Below are 19,059 nucleotides of genomic sequence, written 5' to 3'. Positions count from 1 at the left end.
GAATGCTGGCTACAACAATTCATTTTGTGCGTCATGGGGAAGTAGATAATCCGAATCATGTGCTGTACGAGCGCTTGCCAGGCTTTCATCTTTCTGCGCGAGGTGTGCGGATGGCAAGAGCTACAGCGCAATATATTGCAACAGTTCCGCAAATGCGAGGAATTAGCGCAATTTACTCGTCGCCTCTTGATCGCACTCGCGAAACAGCGCGCGAAATTGAGGATGCTTTGCGTGATATCACAAATTCTTACTATGTAAAAGCGCACTGCGGTGAGGATTCTGAGCAATCTTCTTCGCAATCTTCGGTTCAGTCTCATGAAAGCGACATTATTTTAGATAAGCGCTTGATTGAAGCTGGTAATAATTTCCGTGGAAAACGCATTGGCTACGGAGAGGGCGCACTTTGGAAGAATAATAACTGGAAGCTTGTTGCAAATTTGTGGAAGCCGAGTTGGGGAGAATCCTACAAAAGCATCGCCGCTCGCGTTGGTGATTTTGCGCGCGAGCAGGTTCGTAAGCACCCTGGCGAGCAAATCGTTGCAGTCACTCACGAATCGCCGATTTGGTCTTATCGCCACCTGCTAGAAACTGGTCATGCTGAGCATAATATGCTTCTTAGGCACACGGCATTGGCATCAATTACTTCTATTACTTACGATTGCAAGACTTTGCGCGTGCTTTCTATTACGTATGTAGATCCTGCTGCGAATGTTCAATAAGTTGTGAAGTAAACTCATTATTTCGGCGAATGGAAGCTATGTAATGAGCTTATTAAATAAGTTTGTAATACCATATTTTGTGTGATGCAAAGGAGTATCGGAATGGTGAATGGTTCTGAATGTGCTAAATATACGGAATGTGTATCAATGCTACGCAATGCTTCTCAAACTGCAGCTGACTTAACGGAATTATGGCCTCTTAGCGAAGCTCGTCATCTTGATAATGATGCAAAATATGCTGAAAATCTGGAAGTGCGCTCAATGTTAGCGATAGCGCGAATACTTACAAATCTTGACGTTACTGTGCCGGACGCTGAGTTTGTGTATGAAGGCGCAGACGAAATCCCTGGTCGTCCGCAAGAAATTGTGGATGCTTTGCTTGCGGCTGCGGACGCCTACGATGAAATGGATTCGTGCTATGAGCCTCATTACAACGAAGCGGAAGCAGAAATTTTAGAAAACAATGCAAATAATATAGAAACCATTTTTAATGAACTTTACTCGCACGCCTCTGAAGATGCCGATGCAATTAATAGCGCTGCAGATACGTTGGGAGTGCAAGGAAATTGGGTTGCTGAAGATTTGCAAAACGCTATCGAATACGCAAAAAAGCAATCCTTTGAATACAAAGAATCTGTAGAGTCGCAAAAAATTATGCTGATTTTGTGTATTCTTATCAAGCTAGTTGCAAAAGCTAGCGATATTTATGAAACTTTACCAATTTTCCTTTATATCAACGAGGTGTGTGAGTGCGCTGGTGTGCCTCGCATGATGTTTAAAGATACTCAGTGGCGTGAGCTTGTTGATTGCGTGCGCAATTTGCAAGTAGATTGCAGTGAAAGTAATAAAAATAGCGAAAGTAATGAAAATAGTATTAGCGCGATAATTAATTTTGCGTCGCCTTTGTTAGCTGCGGAGTGGAAAAAGCATCGTGAAGATGTGCTGTGGGATCCTGAAGAGGCTAAAAAGCGTGCAAAAGAAGAAGACGATCGCAAATCTCGTGAAGCGCTAGCGGCTAAGTTTGCGCATGTTGAAGGCAATAAGGAATCAACTCAAACTTTAGATTAGCATTGTTGATAGGTTGATGTTCACCTGTACATACGGCACGTCCGTAACGCGCGGCACAATGGAACCTATGACTGATATCGAGGAAACTCAAGAAGTTGCTAATAATGCAACAAAATCCGCAAAGCCTGAACTTCCAAAAAATGTTCGTGTGCGTTTTTGCCCTTCGCCAACCGGCACGCCTCACGTGGGTATGGTTCGTACCGCGCTGTTTAACTGGGCTGAGGCTCGCCATACTCATGGCAAATTGCTGTTCCGTATTGAAGATACCGACAATGAGCGTGATAGCGAGGAAAGCTACCAGCAGATTATTGAGGCTCTTCGTTGGCTTAATATCGATTGGGATGAAGGTATTGACGTTGGTGGAGATAATGGTCCATATCGCCAGTCCCAGCGCATGGAGATTTATAAGGACGTAGCGAAAAAGCTTTTTGATGCAGGATATGCCTACGAATCCTTCTCTACTCCAGAAGAAATTAAGGAACGTAACGTTGCTGCAGGTCGTCCAGCTGAGTTTGGTTACGATGGATACGATCGCAATCTTACTGAAGAGCAGAAGCAAGCTTTTCGCGACGAAGGTCGCAAACCTGCGCTTCGTTTGAAGATGCCAAATGAAGACATTACTTTTAACGATTTGATTCGTGGTGAGATTACTTTTAAAGCTGGATCTGTTCCAGATTATGTGATTGTGCGCCCGAATGGTGATCCGCTGTACACGCTTACAAATCCTGTTGATGACGCGTTGATGGATGTGAACGTGGTTTTGCGCGGTGAGGATATTTTGAGCTCTACGCCTCGTCAGATTGTGCTGTACCGTTACCTTATGGAAATGGGTATTGCTAAGGAAACTCCACTTTACGGTCATATGCCTTACGTTATGGGCGAAGGTAAGAAGAAGCTTTCTAAGCGAGATCCAGAGTCCAACTTGTTCTTGCATAGAGATAACGGCTTTATTCCAGAAGGCTTGTTGAATTACTTGGCTTTGCTTGGATGGTCTATTGCGCCTGATCGTGACGTGTTCACTATGGACGAGATGGTTGAAAAGTTCGATGTGCGAGACGTTAAGGCAAATCCTGCGCACTTTGACTTGGATAAAGCAATTTCGATTAACGCTGAGCATATTCGCATGCTTGAGCCTCAAGATTTCTTGAACCGTTCCGTGCCTTACTTGCATAAGGATGGTGTAGTTAGCGCGGATTCTTGGGATGCGTTGACTGATCGCGAGCGTGAGGTGCTTAGCGCTGCAGCTCCTCTTGTACAGCCTCGCGTGCGTTTGCTTGGTGAGGTTGCTGGAATGGTTGGTAGCCTGTTAAGCGAAGATGGCTACATTGCGCCAGATGACGACGCTCGTAAGCAGTTGAAGGAATCTGCAGGCGAGGTTCTTGACGCCGCAATCGCTGCTCTGCAGGGCGTTGATGCTTCTGATTGGCACACTGATTCCTTGCATGAGCTTTTGAACAAGAAGCTTGTTGAGGAAGCTGGTTACAAGCCGCGCTTGGCATTTGGTCCTGTGCGAGTTGCACTTTCTGGTCGTCGCGTTTCTCCGCCATTGTTTGAGTCCATGGAAATCGTGGGCAAAGACGTGACTTTGGCGCGTTTGGCTGGATTGCGTGAGCATTTGTAAATTGCAAATAATGTATAAGCGCAAATAAAATTTGAATAAGGCGAGAACTTGGCAATATAGCTACGTTTTCGCCTTTTTCTTTAGTTTATTTGGCAGTGTAGTGTGTATTTATTTTGATTAATGAGTTGTATTTGTTGTCAACACATAATGTCTTAAAAGAATTGGTGCGCGTGTATGAAACTGTACATTATTTTTTTCAACACGCCGCTCTTGCTTATTATCCTTTTATGTTGTAGAGTTGACGTTTGTTGCGTCAAGAGCGTAGCAATAAATGAAGCCCCCGTCGTCTAGCGGTCTAGGACTACGCCCTCTCACGGCGCCAACACCGGTTCAAATCCGGTCGGGGGTACGAAAGACGGAACGGTTCCAAGAGCCGCGAAGCCTGCCAATTGGGGTATGGTGTAATTGGCAACACAGGTGATTCTGGTTCATCCATTCTTGGTTCGAGTCCAGGTACCCCAGCGAATAGCTCTCGTAAGTCGAGAGCTTTTTTGTTACTTATCTGCAGTTTACTTACCTGCATTTTGGGGTTATAGGCCAAAAAGTGTGTAAAACTATGATGATGAATATTATGTGTCTATAATCCATAATCTAAACAGCATTAAAAACTTAGCTAACAAACTGAGAAAGAACAGTCATATGTTACTGGTGCAGTACGTAATCTGCATTAGTAACGAATAATTGCGATTTAGCGTTATTCGCGCAGTACGTAATCTGCATTAGTAACAAAGTTTGACGATTTATTGTTAAATATTCAGCTAATACCTACTTTGAACGCCGCTTAGCATAAGAAATAACCCACATTCGATATACATTGAGCCTTACTGCTATAAGGGTTATGAGCTTATTTTTTACACACTTTTTGTCCGGGTGGCGAATGTGCAGCAAACAGATTCGATTACCGCAAAACGCTTGTATTGCAATGCGTGAGACATGATTTCTTACACACTTTTTGGCCTATAACCTGCATTTTGGAATTACTCTCACGAATGAATCCCCAGATGGCTATTTGTAGCTTAAAATCAAAAACCCCGGTACAAGACCGGGGTTAGAGAAAGAAGAGAAGAAGAGAGGTTAAATTATAAAGTCAATCCGAACTGTTTGTAGTCCATCTTGTTTTGATGTCTCTATCATAACCACCATATGCTGGATGCAATAATATAATTAGCTGAGAATTTCCTAATAATTTAATATAATTCTACTGATTTTAGTTTTTTGATTTGCAAAATTGTATTCTTCATTCCCTGTTTGCAGTGTTATATGGGTGTATGTTGTATTGGAGTACAAATTTTGCAACACTAATTTCATTATAATTTATGAAACTCTATAAACATTGAGTGAGTCGTGATGTGTCTGCCGTATGCTTAAAGTATGACAGGTTCTGCACTATCTGAAGCTACTGCTAATACAGCTGCGCTTCCTTTATCAATTTCATCGCGTTTAGGGCGTTTGCAGTTTCATCTTTCTGGAAAGTTTCGTGTATTGCAATGCGCCGATGTTCAAGATGTGCCGAAAGTGTCATCGGACACAATTCGATTAATTGAATCTGCTTGTGATGCTGTGCGTCCAGATTTAGTGGTGTTTACGGGTAATCAAATTGCTGGCTATGAAAAAGTGTTTTCGCGAACTTTTATCCGTAGACGGTGGCAGAAATCTGAATATGCTTCATCTGTTGATAAACAGCAATTATTGCAGCAAATTAAGAGTGGCATAGCTCGTTTAGTTGAACCTCTTGAAACGCGCAGGATTCCATGGGTTGTAACATATGGTAATCATGATTTTCAGTGTGGATTAAGTAATGAAGATCTTGATGTTATATACCAAAAGTTTTCATGCTGTATGAATCGTAATGCTATAGTTACAGCATCAACAGGCGCTATGCAGTCTACGAAATCCGTGTTATCGAAACAAATCATCCTTCCGTGTGAACCAGGGACTTTCGCTCTGCCTGTTATGGATGAAAAGCATGAGAATGTTGTTTTTTCAATAGTTCTGGTAGATTCTGGCGATTATGCTCAATCAGGCGGTTATGGTAAACCTTCTCAGCAAGCACTTGATTTTCTAGCAAAATTGCCTGCTTCTTTACCTCCGCATTTCTGTGTTTTCCAACATTTTCCATTACCGCAATTCTATCGTGTTCTACGTGAGGTTCCTCAAGAATTAGCTGCGCAAGAGCGTGCGATTGAAGGTTATCGCGCTTTTGCTGGTCACTATTATGTTCTTGATAATATGTATGTGCTTCCAGATGGCTATTTGGGGGAAGGTATCAGTTGCCCAGACGAAGATAGTGGCGAGTATGCTGTGCTAACTCGATCTGGTGCATTTGCTGTTATTGCCGGTCACGATCACCGCAATGCCTTTGCTGGTAAGGAACCTGAAGGTAATATGCTTCTTGTTGCAACCCCTACTTGTGGTTTTGGATCTTATGGTCCTGAGCCTGCAAAGCGTGGCGTGCGTTTACTTGAGTTCGATATTCGTCACCCATATGAACCGCGCACTCAAATGCTGGAATTTGGCGATCTTGTTGGAAAGCCTTCATCTAAAAAAGCATATACATATGGTCTTACTGCAGAATCCGAACATGAGTTACCAGAGGTGGATTTGCTTCGTAAACCATCATTATTTGCTAAATTGGTGCGTCGTTGGCGTCAGCATTCTGCTCAGCATCAGCATCAAGCTCAATCTCAGTATTCTGTTCATTAAAAATGTTGGTGTAATACAGTAGTTTTGTATAAGTTATATGAGCGCGTTGGCAAGTATGTCGGTATGATAGTGAATAGTGTTTGAGCGCGAACGAAAGAGGTAAATGTGTCCGCACGTAATACGGCTGAACAGAACAGCAATAGTGGCGTCGATGCTGCAGATGTGTTGCATGTAGAAGGTGGTAAGCCGCTTAATGGAACTATTAAGGTTCGTGGTGCGAAGAATTTTGTAAGCAAAGCCATGGTTGCAGCTCTTTTAGCGCCAGGCAAGTCTGTGTTAAAAAACGTGCCAGAAATTCGAGATGTGCACGTTGTCTCTGATTTATTGCGCTTGCACGGTGTAAATGTTGAAGTAAACGGTTCAGATGGTGTTGTTACTATCGATGCTACGAAAGTGCAGCTTGCTGATGTTGCGGATGTTGATACGCTTTCTGGTTCTTCGCGTATTCCTATTTTGTTCTCAGGCCCATTGTTGCATCGTTTAGGTGAAGCGTTTATTCCAGCACTCGGTGGATGCAATATTGGTGGTCGTCCAATTGATTTCCATCTTGAAACTTTACGAAAGTTGGGCGCGAATGTAGATAAAGACCATGAGGATGGCATTCATATTACTGCTCCTCATGGTTTGCATGGTACTAAAATTCATTTGCCATATCCTTCGGTTGGTGCAACCGAGCAGACGCTTCTTGCAGCCGTTCTTGCAGAAGGTCGTACTGAGCTTTCTGGCGCTGCTATTGAGCCGGAAATTATGGATTTGGTAGCCGTTTTACAAAAGATGGGTGCCATTATTTCTGTAGATGTCGATCGTACATTCCGTATTGAGGGAGTAAAAGAGTTACAGGGTTATACGCATACTGCGTTAACAGATCGTATTGAAGCCGCATCTTGGGCTTCTGCTGCTCTTGCAACCCACGGTGATGTGTTTATTAAGGGCGCAACGCAGCCAGAAATGATGACATTCTTGAATGTATTCCGTAAGGTTGGTGGACAATTTGATGTTACGGATAAAGGCATTCGTTTCTGGCATCCAGGTGGAGATTTGCATCCTGTTGCTATTGAAACAGACGTACATCCTGGTTTCATGACAGATTGGCAGCAACCGCTTGTTGTGGCATTAACACAAGCTAAGGGTTTGAGTATTGTGCATGAAACGGTATATGAAAATCGTTTTGGTTTTACAAAGCCGCTTGTACAGATGGGTGCTATGATTCAGTTGTATCGTGAATGCTTGGGTTCTTTGCCTTGTCGTTTCCAACAGCGGAATTACAAGCATTCTGCAGTGATTTTTGGACCTACTCCGTTAACTGGTCAAGATATTGATGTTCCAGATTTGCGCGGTGGCTTTAGTCATTTGATTGCAGCTCTTACTGCTCAAGGTCCATCGAATGTGCGTGGTATTTCGTTAATTGATCGTGGTTATGCTGATTTCCGCGGTAAGTTGCTTGCACTAGGGGCCAATATCGATTAGTACAATTTTTGCTACGATAACGTTTATTTAATACACGTTCTTTCATATAGAAATATTATTAGGTGACTGAATACTTTATTGTTAAGTGTTCAGTTTTTGCTAGGCTTTGACCTTTTAACCACAAAGCTTAAAAAAGCTTTGCGCTACGCAAATTTATCGATACAGTAGTCGCAATTGTTATTCAATTGCTCAGCAATGTGTTGAAATATTCGCTGAACAATGCAGGATGTTAACATTGCGGAGGCTTGATTGTGGTTTGCGTAGGTGGTAGATACCAGTTACTTGGTGAATTGGGTCATGGCGGTATGTCAACCGTTTTTCTTGCGGTTGATACTGTATTACACAAACAGTGGGCTGTAAAAGAAACTGTGTTGCAAGGTAATGAGGAATACCAAAAGGGTCTTGTTCAATCGTTACGTGCAGAAGTTGATGTGTTAAAAGAATGTGATCATCCTGCTATTCCTCGAATCGTTGACTTTTTTGAAGAAAATGGTCGAGCATATGCTGTTCGTGACTATGTAAAAGGTTGTTCGCTGAAAACGTTAGTGAGAGAGCATGGTTTACAAGATGCTACAGTAATACGTGACTGGGGTATGCAATTGTGTGCAATACTTTCATACTTGCATGCGCATTACCCGCCGATTATATACGGCGATCTTAAGCCTTCACATGTTATGATTGCTGACGATGGGTCGGTACGCTTAATTGATTTTGGTGCTGCAACACAATGGTATACGCATACTGGTGTTCTTGATCTGCGCAGTATAGAGCAGAATGATGTGCAGTTTGCGACGCCACGGTTTACGGCTCCTGAAGTGTTGAACAATAATGTGGTAACTCCTGCAAGTGATGTGTATTCAGTTGGTATGACATTGTTATACGCATTATTGCCGAGTGAAACCTCGCATGTGGGATTACATGTTGCATCACCATATCGCAATCATTGTGCAATGCTGGATCAACTGGTATCAGTGCTTGCAACTGCTACAGCGACGCAGTCTACGCAACGATATCAAGATTGTGAAGCTATGTTTGCTGCATTAGAGGCATGCGATGATAATGAAGAACATCGTTCTCGAAATAATGATGTTGATGCAAAACGAATAAAACGTAAACATCATAAGGAACGGATTCAGCATTATCGACATATGAAATGTGATGCTAGTAAACAGCGTAAGGATTGTAGTCATCCTAGGCAACGTAATAAGCGGCGCTTACTACAAAATAAACACGGCATAACGCTAGGAGTATTAGCTGCAGTAATAGTATTAACAGCTATATTATTCAATTGCTTAGGTGTGCTCAGTAGTAACGCTGCTATGAAACAAACACAGCAAGCATCTACATCCATATCGCAACGTAAACGTATGAATGTAATACGTCGTAATAAAGCTGATTATGATTCATACGTGCGTTTAGCAGAACGTGAAAGTAAGACGGATGTTGCAGGACGTTATGTTGCCCATGCTATGCAAATACAAAATAACATGGTGAAAAAACATTATGTTCGTAAGATGTCTTTGCGTCCGCTTCGAGTGTTGTTGCGTGTTCAACTTGCCGATCAGCAGTGGAGTACTGTTGAAGAGCAGAAGCTTATGAGTTTGATTAGTGTATATGAGCAACAATTGCATGAAACTACTCAAGCATGGGCACAATTTGCTGGTGATATAGCTAAAGCATATTGGTACTATTTTGCGGGATTTTCTGGCAAAGTTATGCCTACAGAAAGGCTTGCACGCATGCGTGTTGCGCAAGTTTGGTTCCGTGAAGCTCAAAAATATGAAAAGGAAAAGCATAAAAAAGATGATTTATCATCTTCTGTAGCATCTGCGTCTGAACGAATATTGCATGATACTTCGCATAAATCTGTATTGAATATATACATTGCTCTTGCTGACTGTTATATGCGAATAGTTGATGTTGTGCAGGATGCTCCGAATGCAACAACATATCAGCAATATGTACGTCAGTTGCAACAGCTTGTGCAAATAGCACAGCGCAATCAAAAGGATGTATTGTGTGTGGATACTGGAGAGCTTGTATTGCAATCATTACATTCATGGCTTCATATGTTTTATGAAAGTGGGGTGAATAAGCAAGAGCTACAGCAATTATGTGATGATGCATATGATCTTCTTAAACAGGCACGTGTAGTGAACGATGAATCGGAAAACCGTCAAAGAATTGCTTTGAATAATGTTCCGCAGGTGCGAGAGGAGATTGCAGCAGTTTTTGCCGAAAATAATAATACAAGATGAAAAATAATGCTATTAAAACGATCGGCATTATCTTGTGTGATGTTGAAGCATAACTATGCAGGAGGTGAAAAGAAAAATATTGTAAATCAAATTTGCATACTAACAATTTTGTGTCAATGACAAGGGGGGAATCGGATGACACGACAAAATCATGTATTAGCAAATATGAGAGAATTCTGGATAATTTTTTGGTCGCAAGTGAACAATACATTGTGTAAGAATTGTTCTCAATCTTGGAAACTACGTATTAATTGGAAACTACGTATTAATAAGACTCTTGACTCATGTTTTATGAATATTCAGGCGTGTGCGTATGCTGCGTTACTCGTATGTGTGGGTGTTGCATCGTTGCTATTGCCAGTAAATTCTGTTGCTCACGCAACAACAACTACGCATACAGCATCGTTGCATAAGTCAGTGCATTCTCAAAAGTTTCCGATGCAAGCACAAGAACTTCAGCAGCATATTTCGAACATTGCACACATCAATAATATTGCTATTATGCCGAAGCAGCGCGCTGTTCGTACGAAAGGAGAATACGTATTTGCTAGACATTCAGTTACGTTGCTTGTAACAATCAGCGGTATAGATGCCACTGTAGCTAAAGAGATTCATAAAGTTACAGTAAACGTGAATAAGTATCGAGTAACACAAGTAAATACGTTAACAAAATCACAACTAGTTTCAGTCGTAACAGATTTTCGTTGCAAAAAGCATCGTGCTACATTGATTGGTGTAGCGAAAGTTGAGTTGAACAATGAGGGGATTTACGATTTACGTACTGTGTCAGTTCGTATAGCTGGAGTAAGCGTATACCTGCCGAAAGTGCTACTTCATCAAGGTAATCAATCTCATAGTTTACAGCCTTTGCGTAGGACTAATAATGAGCATGCTGTCATTGCACAACAGCGTTTACGTACATTAAATTCTACTAAGCGCAAAATTCCTTTGCGATTTGTGATTATTGATAACACTGCTCCTCAACTAAGTTTGAATTATGATAATAACAGTGCGTCTGAAGGTAAATATTTCCGAAAAAATCGTTCTGTGAGAATACTTATTAAAGATGATTATTTCGTTTTTGCGCATTTGCTCCATGATGCAACATCAATTGCGAAAGTATTTGCAGATGGTAAACAAGTTTTGAATATAACAGCGCAAAATTTAAAGAATGACAGTAGGAATCCAGAAGTGTGGTATACGGATATTTCTTTTGCACGTGACGCTATTTGGGATGTGAAATATTATGCGAAGGATTTATCTGGCAACATGGCATCTTCGCGGCACGATACGTTTATAATCGATACACATCCGCCAGAGGTTACTATTACTGGAGTTCAAAATGGTGGAGCATATGCGCATAGTGTAACGCCAACAGTGACCATTAGGGATCGTTGGCTAAAAACCAAAAGTATAACATATTCGTTACGTCGCATGCATGCTTCACAAATTCTGCGTCCTTCTACGCCTGTGAAGGCTAGTAATCGTGGTGTAAAGGTGCAATATACTGGGTTTTATCACGGTAAACAAGACGATGACGTTTACCAGTTACAATGGAGTGCGCAAGATGTAGTGAACAATACTGTTCGTGGATTATTGCAATTTTCTATGAACCGTGGTGGTTCAAGATTTACTGTTGACAAGTCCACAGCAGCAATGAATAATCAACAACTACAACATGCTCAGGATGTACATATTGAGGAGCTTAATCCGAGTGGACTAGTAGCTCCTGCAAAAGTGAGTATTGTACAAGACGGTGTTTCACGAATATTATCGCGGCAAGATTTTTCTGTAAATCGTAGTATGCAGCATGGTTGGCATCGATTAACCTATACTATTTTTCGTCGTAATTTTGCAGATAATGCGCATTATCGTGTGCTTATTGCTTCAGTAGATAAAGCTGGTAATTATTCTTGTAATGAAAATAGTGCAAGTAAGCAACAACGCAAATTGAAAGTATACTCTGCAACCTTGCAATTTATAGTAGATAATCTTGCGCCAAAAGTAGCGGTTTTTGATATGCGTAGTAATGAAGTGTATCAAACTCCTAAAAAAGGTAAATTAATACGAATCAGTGCCAAAGATAATGCAGATTTACAATCAGTAACATATAGCATTGATGGCAAAACGCAACGTACTTGGCGTGGTAAAGCAGCCAATAAGCCAATGTTGTCACTATTCATGAAACCAGACGGTATTGCTCATAATGTGTTAGTGGAAGCAACTGATTATGCAGGGAACGTAACGGTGTTGCAATATGACAATGTTACGGTTATGCCCATTTTGCATAAGGCTGTGAATCGTACTAAGCCAATACAGCGTGTAACAGCGAAAGAAGTTGTAACGAATCATACTAGTAAAGAAAGTGAGAAAAATGATAACAATCGTACCAACTGGATAATTAATTCACAAGTACAAGAACCTTCTCGTGCGGTAGCATACGAAGCGGGTTCATGGCAAAAAGAGTCTGCGAATTCTTTAGCAACAGTTGCCTACTGTGGCATTGGCGTTATTGCAATTCTGTGTGTAGCACTCGGCATTAGTGTATTTCGTAATAAGAGGCATAAACAAATAATAAATAACTGATAATAAGTGAAAGCGTGATTTTATTGCATGGGTCGAATATTAAAAATCGCATAAAAATTTAAAAGCCCACTGCGGTGGAATGAATGCAGTGGGCTCCGTGGAGCTAATGGTAATCGAAACCACGACCTCTTCGATGCGAACGAAGCGCTCTACCAACTGAGCTATAGCCCCAATGTTCTAACAACATGCTATCTTACGACAACTCTGCACACTGTACTACAAATCATGTAAAAAAACAATATTTCATAAGTGCAGTGTGCTTGAGTGTCGCAAAATAATTATTTGAAAGTGTATATGCTACTCCTGCGTTGTTTCAGTATGAGCATTGTTGTTTGTGTCGTTAGGTAAGTTGCAGTTTGTTTTCTTTGCTTGATGTGCTTTGTATAAACCAATAAACGTTGGAACGAGAGAAATTAACAAAATCGCAACAATTACTAATTCAAAATTTTTCTGCACAAACGGAATATTGCCAAAGAAATATCCAAGTAACGTAAAAAGCGACGACCATATGACACCACCAAGAATTGAGAATGGTGTAAATCGAATCCAACGCATGCCAGAAACGCCTGAAATAAACGGCATAAACGTACGAATAAATGGGAAGAATCGACCGAGGAATACGGCTAATGGTCCCCATTTTTCAATCATGGCTTCAGTTTTAGCAACTCGCTCTTTCGTAAGTACCTTAACTTTGCCGGATTCTACGATGCGACGACCAAAGAAATGACCAATGAAATAATTACACTGATCGCCAATAATTGGAGCAAGCCATACTATTGCGAGCAGTAGTGGTAATGGTAGTGCACTATGTCCTGTTTGTGCGTCCGGTGCTGCGAAGAAGCCGGCTGCAAACAGTAACGAGTCGCCTGGAAGGAATGGGAAAAATACTACACCGGTTTCAATAAAAATAATGAGAAAAATAAGACCTAATGCTGGAGCTGTACCCATCGCAATCCAACTTGCAATAGCGGAGCGTGGATCCTTAAGTAAGTTGACAATAAAATGAATAAATTCCATGATATCCTGTCGTAGTTTTGCGGGTCTTGTGCCGCTGTGTAAGCAAAAATCGCATGCAAGCATGCATTTCCTATGAGCTTAGCAGTCGGCATAAACGGACGCATATAGTGTATGTACTACTGATTGCGCACGCTATAACATACAATGATAAGCGGTATTGGAATGCTGCAAAATTAAGACTTACGAAATTAGATAAATACTAAAGATGAGCAGGAGAAGTAGTTCATGGCGTCGAATAATGAACATAATACGGAGCGTCCTCAAAGCTTTACACCGATTAAAACAAGAAAGCGCGCTGCTGTATCGAAGGTGACTTCTGCAAGAACTCCAGTTGCAAAAAATGAAGTTAAATCTGCTGAGTTTCATAATTGCGCTACAGCTACTCATAACCACGCTGGTGAAAAAATAGTTGCTACCGAATATTTAAGCCCAGAGTTACCAGAAACAGAGTTGTCAATTGCTGATTTTTCGCGCAAACATGCGAATCCTAAGCGCTGGTGGGTGTATTTGGGAGTATTGCTCACTGCAATTGTTGTTCCATATTGGATTGGTCGTACTCTTGCAGTTCAGTATACGTCATGGGTGGTCTCACATTGTGCAGGATTATCCGCTCAGGGTGTAGTATTTCTTTCTTGGGTGGTTACTGTTGCTACCTTTACGAGTCTTGCGATGGCACTTATCGAATCGCATCGGTGGATTTGGCGTTTTGTTCTTGTGGTATTTCTTTCGTTGGAGCAGCTTATTGCAGGTCTATGTATGCTAAGTATGAGTTTTTGGTATTCAACATACGTTGTATACGGTTCGGCTTCTGGCTTAGCAAATGCTGCTAATCTTGGTATTATTTCTGCAGGATTTGCTGTGGCTGTTTTTGCTGTATTATTCGTTGGTTTGCTTGTTATTATTCCTAAAAAATCGCGTCTAAATGTGCTAACTCGCAGCTGGGCATCTTTTATTATGTTTTATGCGGTTGAAGTTTTGGCGATACTAGTGGTGATTTTTGGCGGTTTTATGACAGCAATGTGATATTTTGCATGGGAAATTTTGATCAACAAAATAAGTTGTTGGCGAGTAGTTGTACAATAGAAATTCGGCGTGTAACGCCCGCGGATCGAGAGCGCTATGGCAGAAGGTTATAGCACCGCGCAGTGATATTAAGGAGGACGCCGTGGCATTAACGGCTGAAGATAAGAAGAATATTATCAACGAATACGCGACGCATGAGGGTGACACGGGTTCCCCAGAAGTGCAGGTTGCTTTACTGAGCAAGCGTATTGCTGACCTGACTGAGCACTTGAAGGAGCATAAGCACGATCATCATTCTCGTCGTGGTTTGCTGCTTATGGTTGGTGATCGTCGCCGTCTTCTCGATTACTTGAAGCGTGTTGATATCAATCGTTATCGTTCTTTGATTGAGCGACTCGGCTTGCGCCGATAGTCTTGTAGCCCGGGCTTAAGCTCGGGCTTTTTGTATTGCTTTTGTATTACTTGCGTATGTGCGAGTTGGGTTGATCGAGTAAAAGATTATGGGGATACGTTAAGCAATATTGAGGATTTATAACTGAAAAAGTAAGATTTATAACTAAAAAGAATTACTGCATAATTCAACACATAATTGAAAAATGAAGCATAACTGAATACGGATGATTGAAGTAGCCGAAACAAAAAACACTACGAAATGTTGGCGTAACGCAAGGGTTGCAAAGAGTGCAAGTATTCGCATAGATGGTAATGGTGCGAATTCGCCAATATTATTACGCATGTTGGTTGATTAGGTAAGTTAAGAAAAGGAGGAACCCGTGGAGGGTCCCGAAATTAAGGCTGTAGAAGCCGTTATTGATAATGGTTCATTTGGTAAGCGTACGTTGCGCTTTGAAACTGGTCGTCTTGCACAACAAGCTGACGGTGCTGTTGCTGCATATTTGGACGATGATTCCATGATTTTGTCGACAACGACCGCAGGATCTAGTCCGAAGGAAAATTATGACTTCTTCCCATTAACTGTTGATGTGGAAGAGAAAATGTATGCTGCTGGGAAGATTCCAGGATCTTTCTTCCGCCGCGAAGGTCGTCCTTCTAACGAAGCGACGCTTGCATGCCGTATTATTGATCGCCCGTTGCGACCACTATTCCCACATACTTTGCGTAACGAAGTGCAAGTTGTGGAAACAGTTTTATCTATTAATCCAGACGATGCCTACGATGTAATCGCTTTGAATGCTGCGTCTGCGTCAACTATGATTTCTGGCTTGCCATTTGAAGGTCCGGTTTCTGGCGTGCGTTTAGCTCTCATTGATGGACAATGGGTTGCTTTCCCACGCTGGAGTGAGCGTGAGCGCGCTGTATTTGAGATTGTGGTCGCTGGTCGTGTTATTGACAATGGTGATGTTGCAATAGCAATGATTGAAGCTGGAGCTGGCAAGAACGCTTGGAATTTGATTTACGATGAAGGTCAAACTAAGCCGGATGAGGAAGTTGTTGCTGGTGGTTTAGAAGCTGCTAAGCCATTTATTAAGGTAATTTGCGACGCTCAGAACGAGTTGAAGCGTATTGCAGCTAAAGAAACTAAGGAATTCCAGCTCTTCCCAGAGTATACTGATGATCTTTATGCTCGCATTGATGAGATTGCGCATGCTGATTTAAATGAGGCACTTTCTATTGCTGAAAAACTTCCTCGTCAAGATCGTATTGCAGAAATTAAAGAAAATGTACGAGCAACAATCGCTGAAGAGTTCACTGATATGGACGAAGCTGAGAAAGAAAAGGAACTCGGCAACGCCTTTAAGGAATTACAGCGTCAAATTGTGCGTCGTCGTATTTTGACTGAAGACTATCGTATTGATGGACGCGGTTTGCGTGATATTCGTACACTTTCTGCAGAAGTTGATATTGTTCCTCGTGTTCATGGTTCTGCACTTTTCCAGCGTGGTGAAACTCAGATTTTGGGCGTAACAACTTTGAACATGCTTAAGATGGAGCAGCAGGTGGATGCGCTTTCCGGTCCACAGACTAAGCGCTATATGCACAACTACGAAATGCCTCCATATTCCACTGGCGAAACGGGTCGCGTTGGTTCTCCAAAGCGTCGTGAGATTGGTCACGGTGCTTTGGCAGAGAAGGCTTTGGTGCCAGTATTGCCAAGTCGCGAAGAGTTCCCATATGCTATTCGTCAGGTGTCTGAGGCTATTGGTTCCAACGGCTCCACTTCTATGGGTTCTGTGTGCGCTTCTACGCTTTCCCTGCTTGCAGCAGGCGTTCCTTTGAAGGCTCCAGTTGCGGGCATTGCTATGGGCTTGGTTTCTGGCGATGTTGATGGTAAGCATATCTTTAAGACCTTAACCGATATTCTCGGTGCAGAAGATGCATTTGGAGACATGGACTTTAAGGTTGCTGGTACTTCCGAGTTCATTACTGCTTTGCAGCTTGACACTAAGCTCGATGGTATTCCAGCAGATATTTTGGCTGCGGCTTTGCAACAGGCTCACGAAGCTCGTACAACTATTCTTGAAGTTATTAACGAGTGCATTGATTGCCCTGCAGAGATGAGTCCATTTGCTCCACGCATTATCACAACCACCATTCCTGTCGATAAGATTGGCGAAGTTATTGGTCCTAAGGGCAAGATGATTAACCAGATTCAAGAAGAAACTGGTGCTGAGATCGCTATTGAAGATGATGGTACTGTTTATATTGCTTCCGAAGGTGGCGAAGCTGCTCAGAAGGCAAAGGAAATTATTGATTCTATTGCAAATCCTCGCGTTCCAAAGGCTGGTGAGACTTTCACGGGTAAGGTAGTGAAAACTACAAGTTTTGGTGCTTTCGTGAATTTAACACCTGGTACTGATGGTTTGTTGCATATTTCTCAGATTCGCAATTTAGCGAATGGTGAGCGTATTGACACTGTTGAAGATGTGCTTAAGGAAGGCGATAATGTTGAAGTTATCGTCCAAAGCGTAGATGAGCGTGGCAAGATTTCCTTGGCAATTCCAGGTTTTGAAGATCAAGAATCTTCTACTTCTACTGGTCGTGAAAATCGTAGTCGCAACTCCCGTGATGATAGGGATAGCCGTGGTGATTACCGCGGTCGCGCTCGTCGAGATGACCGAGATAGTCGTGAACGCTCGGATCGAGATGATCGCCCTCGTCGTCGCATGCGTGACGACCGTGATGATCGTTATAGCGATCGTGAAAGTCGTTATGAAGAACGCAATGTTCGTCGCGAGGATCGTTACAATGACAACGATTTTGACGATCGTCCTCGTCGTGTTTCTCGTCGTGATGATCATTATGAAGATCGCGACGAGCGCGATACTCGTGAAAGCCGTGATGAGCGTGCGGACCGTTCGAGCCGTCGTATTTCAGAAGGTCGTCGAGGCTCTGATCGCAATCCGCGTTATGCTGCAGACGATGATCACTATGATGAATATCGTTCAGCACGCGAAGAGCGTACTGAACGCCCTCGCCGTCGTGTGCGTCGCGATTTTGATCCGTTTGATGAGGATTAATTGCGTAAATAGTATTAAAACAAAATTTGTTATTAAATACTAAATAAAAATAAATATTTATAGAAATGCCTTCAAGCTGCGTTTGCGTTTGGAGGCATTTCTTGTCGATAGTGATTTAAAATGTTTTATGCAATCTGTGCAATAAAATAAAATATAAAAGTAATAATATATTGCTACTGCGTAAAGTAGCGTAATGCAATACTAAATACTTACTAAAACATAAGATTTACAAAATAGGGGTGGAAATATGGTAATGCATCGCACAATAGGCTCGTTTGATACAACAGCTATTGGATTTGGTGAAATGCCGCTTACTATCGAAAATAATCTTGGTCATGATATGGGTATTGAAACTATTCATGCAGCTCTTGATGCAGGTTGCACGCATATTGATACCGCATGGGCGTATTACTGCTCCGGGGGTGAAGAACAAACTGGAGAAAAGCTTGTGCACGAAGCTTTGGAAAGCTGGAAAGGTGACAAGTCTTCTATTCTTGTAGCAACGAAAGTCGGTCATTTCCGCAACTTCACTGACGGTCGTCCAACATGGGGCAAGGATGGTAAGCCAGAGCATTTGATTCGTCATGCAAAAGAATCGGCAATGGTTTTGGGAGTCGATACTATTGATCTTCTTTACTTCCACAGGCCAGATCCTGAGGTTCCATACAATGAGTCTATTGAAGCAATGCAACAACTTCTTGACGAAGGTGTAGCTCGAGAGATTGGTATTTCTAACGCTTCTGTGGAACAAATCGACATTGCGCGCAATATTTTAGGAGAAAAGCTAGTAGCAGTACAAAATCAATATTCTCCAGTTCATTTAGAAAACGAAGATACGTTGCAATATTGCGAAAAGCTTGGAATTGCTTTTGTTTGCTGGAGTCCATTAGGAGGGTTCCGTCACCCTTATGACGATCACTTGTTTGATCCATTCCGCAAAGTTGCAGAAAATCATAACGTAAGCTATCAACAAGTAGTTTTGGCTTGGGAACTTGCAAAAGGTGAGCACGTATTTGTTATACCTGGTGCACATAGGCCAGCTACCATTTTGGATAGCTTGCAAGCTTCAGATTTGCAACTCACTGACGAAGAATTGGCGTATTTAGGGTGAAAGAAAG

Annotated in this window: 12 protein-coding genes and 3 tRNA genes; 13 read left to right on the top strand and 2 right to left on the bottom strand. The window is 42.0% G+C overall.

Annotated elements, in window-relative coordinates:
• Positions 1 to 2: 2 nt before the first annotated feature.
• From HXT28_RS04975 to HXT28_RS04935, 9 genes are all read left to right on the top strand, one after another.
• Positions 3 to 719, top strand: a complete 717-nt coding sequence (locus HXT28_RS04975; protein WP_016636846.1) for a histidine phosphatase family protein — start codon at positions 3 to 5, stop codon at positions 717 to 719.
• Positions 720 to 821: 102 nt separating this feature from the next.
• Entirely contained in the window at positions 822 to 1,787 is a 966-nt protein-coding gene (locus HXT28_RS04970) for a hypothetical protein (RefSeq protein ID WP_032814079.1), read from the top strand.
• 58 nt (positions 1,788 to 1,845) lie between these two features.
• Positions 1,846 to 3,408 carry a glutamate--tRNA ligase gene (gltX, locus tag HXT28_RS04965; RefSeq protein ID WP_016636844.1) on the top strand — a complete coding sequence of 521 codons (1,563 nt, stop codon included), beginning with the start codon at positions 1,846 to 1,848 and terminating at the stop codon, positions 3,406 to 3,408.
• 276 nt (positions 3,409 to 3,684) lie between these two features.
• Positions 3,685 to 3,757, top strand: a tRNA-Glu gene (locus HXT28_RS04960).
• A 41-nt stretch (positions 3,758 to 3,798) separates the two neighbouring features.
• Positions 3,799 to 3,870 (top strand) — tRNA-Gln (locus HXT28_RS04955).
• Between the two features lie 909 nt (positions 3,871 to 4,779).
• Complete coding sequence (locus tag HXT28_RS04950) at positions 4,780 to 6,111, top strand: metallophosphoesterase (protein ID WP_016636764.1); 1,332 nt, start codon at positions 4,780 to 4,782, stop codon at positions 6,109 to 6,111.
• Positions 6,112 to 6,216: 105 nt separating this feature from the next.
• On the top strand, positions 6,217 to 7,578 hold the full coding sequence (gene murA, locus HXT28_RS04945; protein WP_016636763.1) for a UDP-N-acetylglucosamine 1-carboxyvinyltransferase: 1,362 nt from the start codon (positions 6,217 to 6,219) through the stop codon (positions 7,576 to 7,578).
• Positions 7,579 to 7,829: 251 nt separating this feature from the next.
• Positions 7,830 to 9,836, top strand: coding sequence for a serine/threonine protein kinase (locus HXT28_RS04940; RefSeq protein WP_016636762.1), 2,007 nt, complete (start codon positions 7,830 to 7,832; stop codon positions 9,834 to 9,836).
• A 135-nt stretch (positions 9,837 to 9,971) separates the two neighbouring features.
• Positions 9,972 to 12,422 (top strand): hypothetical protein, encoded by a 2,451-nt coding sequence (locus HXT28_RS04935; protein ID WP_422113337.1) that lies wholly within the window; start codon positions 9,972 to 9,974, stop codon positions 12,420 to 12,422.
• A 98-nt stretch (positions 12,423 to 12,520) separates the two neighbouring features.
• Here HXT28_RS04935 and HXT28_RS04930 read toward each other — a convergent pair.
• A tRNA-Ala gene (locus HXT28_RS04930) sits at positions 12,521 to 12,593 on the bottom strand.
• Positions 12,594 to 12,719: 126 nt separating this feature from the next.
• Positions 12,720 to 13,439, bottom strand: coding sequence for a DedA family protein (locus HXT28_RS04925; protein WP_032814793.1), 720 nt, complete (start codon positions 13,437 to 13,439; stop codon positions 12,720 to 12,722).
• A gap of 225 nt (positions 13,440 to 13,664) precedes the next feature.
• Here HXT28_RS04925 and HXT28_RS04920 point away from each other — a divergent pair, with 225 nt between their 5' ends.
• From HXT28_RS04920 to HXT28_RS04905, 4 genes are all read left to right on the top strand, one after another.
• Positions 13,665 to 14,462: a hypothetical protein gene (locus HXT28_RS04920; protein WP_016636758.1), complete on the top strand. Its 798-nt coding sequence runs from the start codon at positions 13,665 to 13,667 to the stop codon at positions 14,460 to 14,462.
• 142 nt (positions 14,463 to 14,604) lie between these two features.
• Positions 14,605 to 14,874, top strand: a complete 270-nt coding sequence (gene rpsO, locus HXT28_RS04915; RefSeq protein ID WP_004109774.1) for a 30S ribosomal protein S15 — start codon at positions 14,605 to 14,607, stop codon at positions 14,872 to 14,874.
• 361 nt (positions 14,875 to 15,235) lie between these two features.
• Positions 15,236 to 17,941, top strand: a complete 2,706-nt coding sequence (locus HXT28_RS04910) for a polyribonucleotide nucleotidyltransferase (RefSeq protein WP_064346868.1) — start codon at positions 15,236 to 15,238, stop codon at positions 17,939 to 17,941.
• Positions 17,942 to 18,188: 247 nt separating this feature from the next.
• Positions 18,189 to 19,052, top strand: a complete 864-nt coding sequence (locus HXT28_RS04905; RefSeq protein ID WP_016636735.1) for an aldo/keto reductase — start codon at positions 18,189 to 18,191, stop codon at positions 19,050 to 19,052.
• The last annotated feature ends 7 nt before the right edge of the window (positions 19,053 to 19,059 follow it).

Origin of the sequence: Gardnerella washingtoni (assembly GCF_049262705.1) — a bacterium.
Taxonomy (GTDB): domain Bacteria; phylum Actinomycetota; class Actinomycetes; order Actinomycetales; family Bifidobacteriaceae; genus Bifidobacterium; species Bifidobacterium vaginale_D.
The sequence above is the reverse complement of the archived record's forward strand: the minus strand, read 5'-3'. Positions and strand labels throughout refer to the sequence as shown.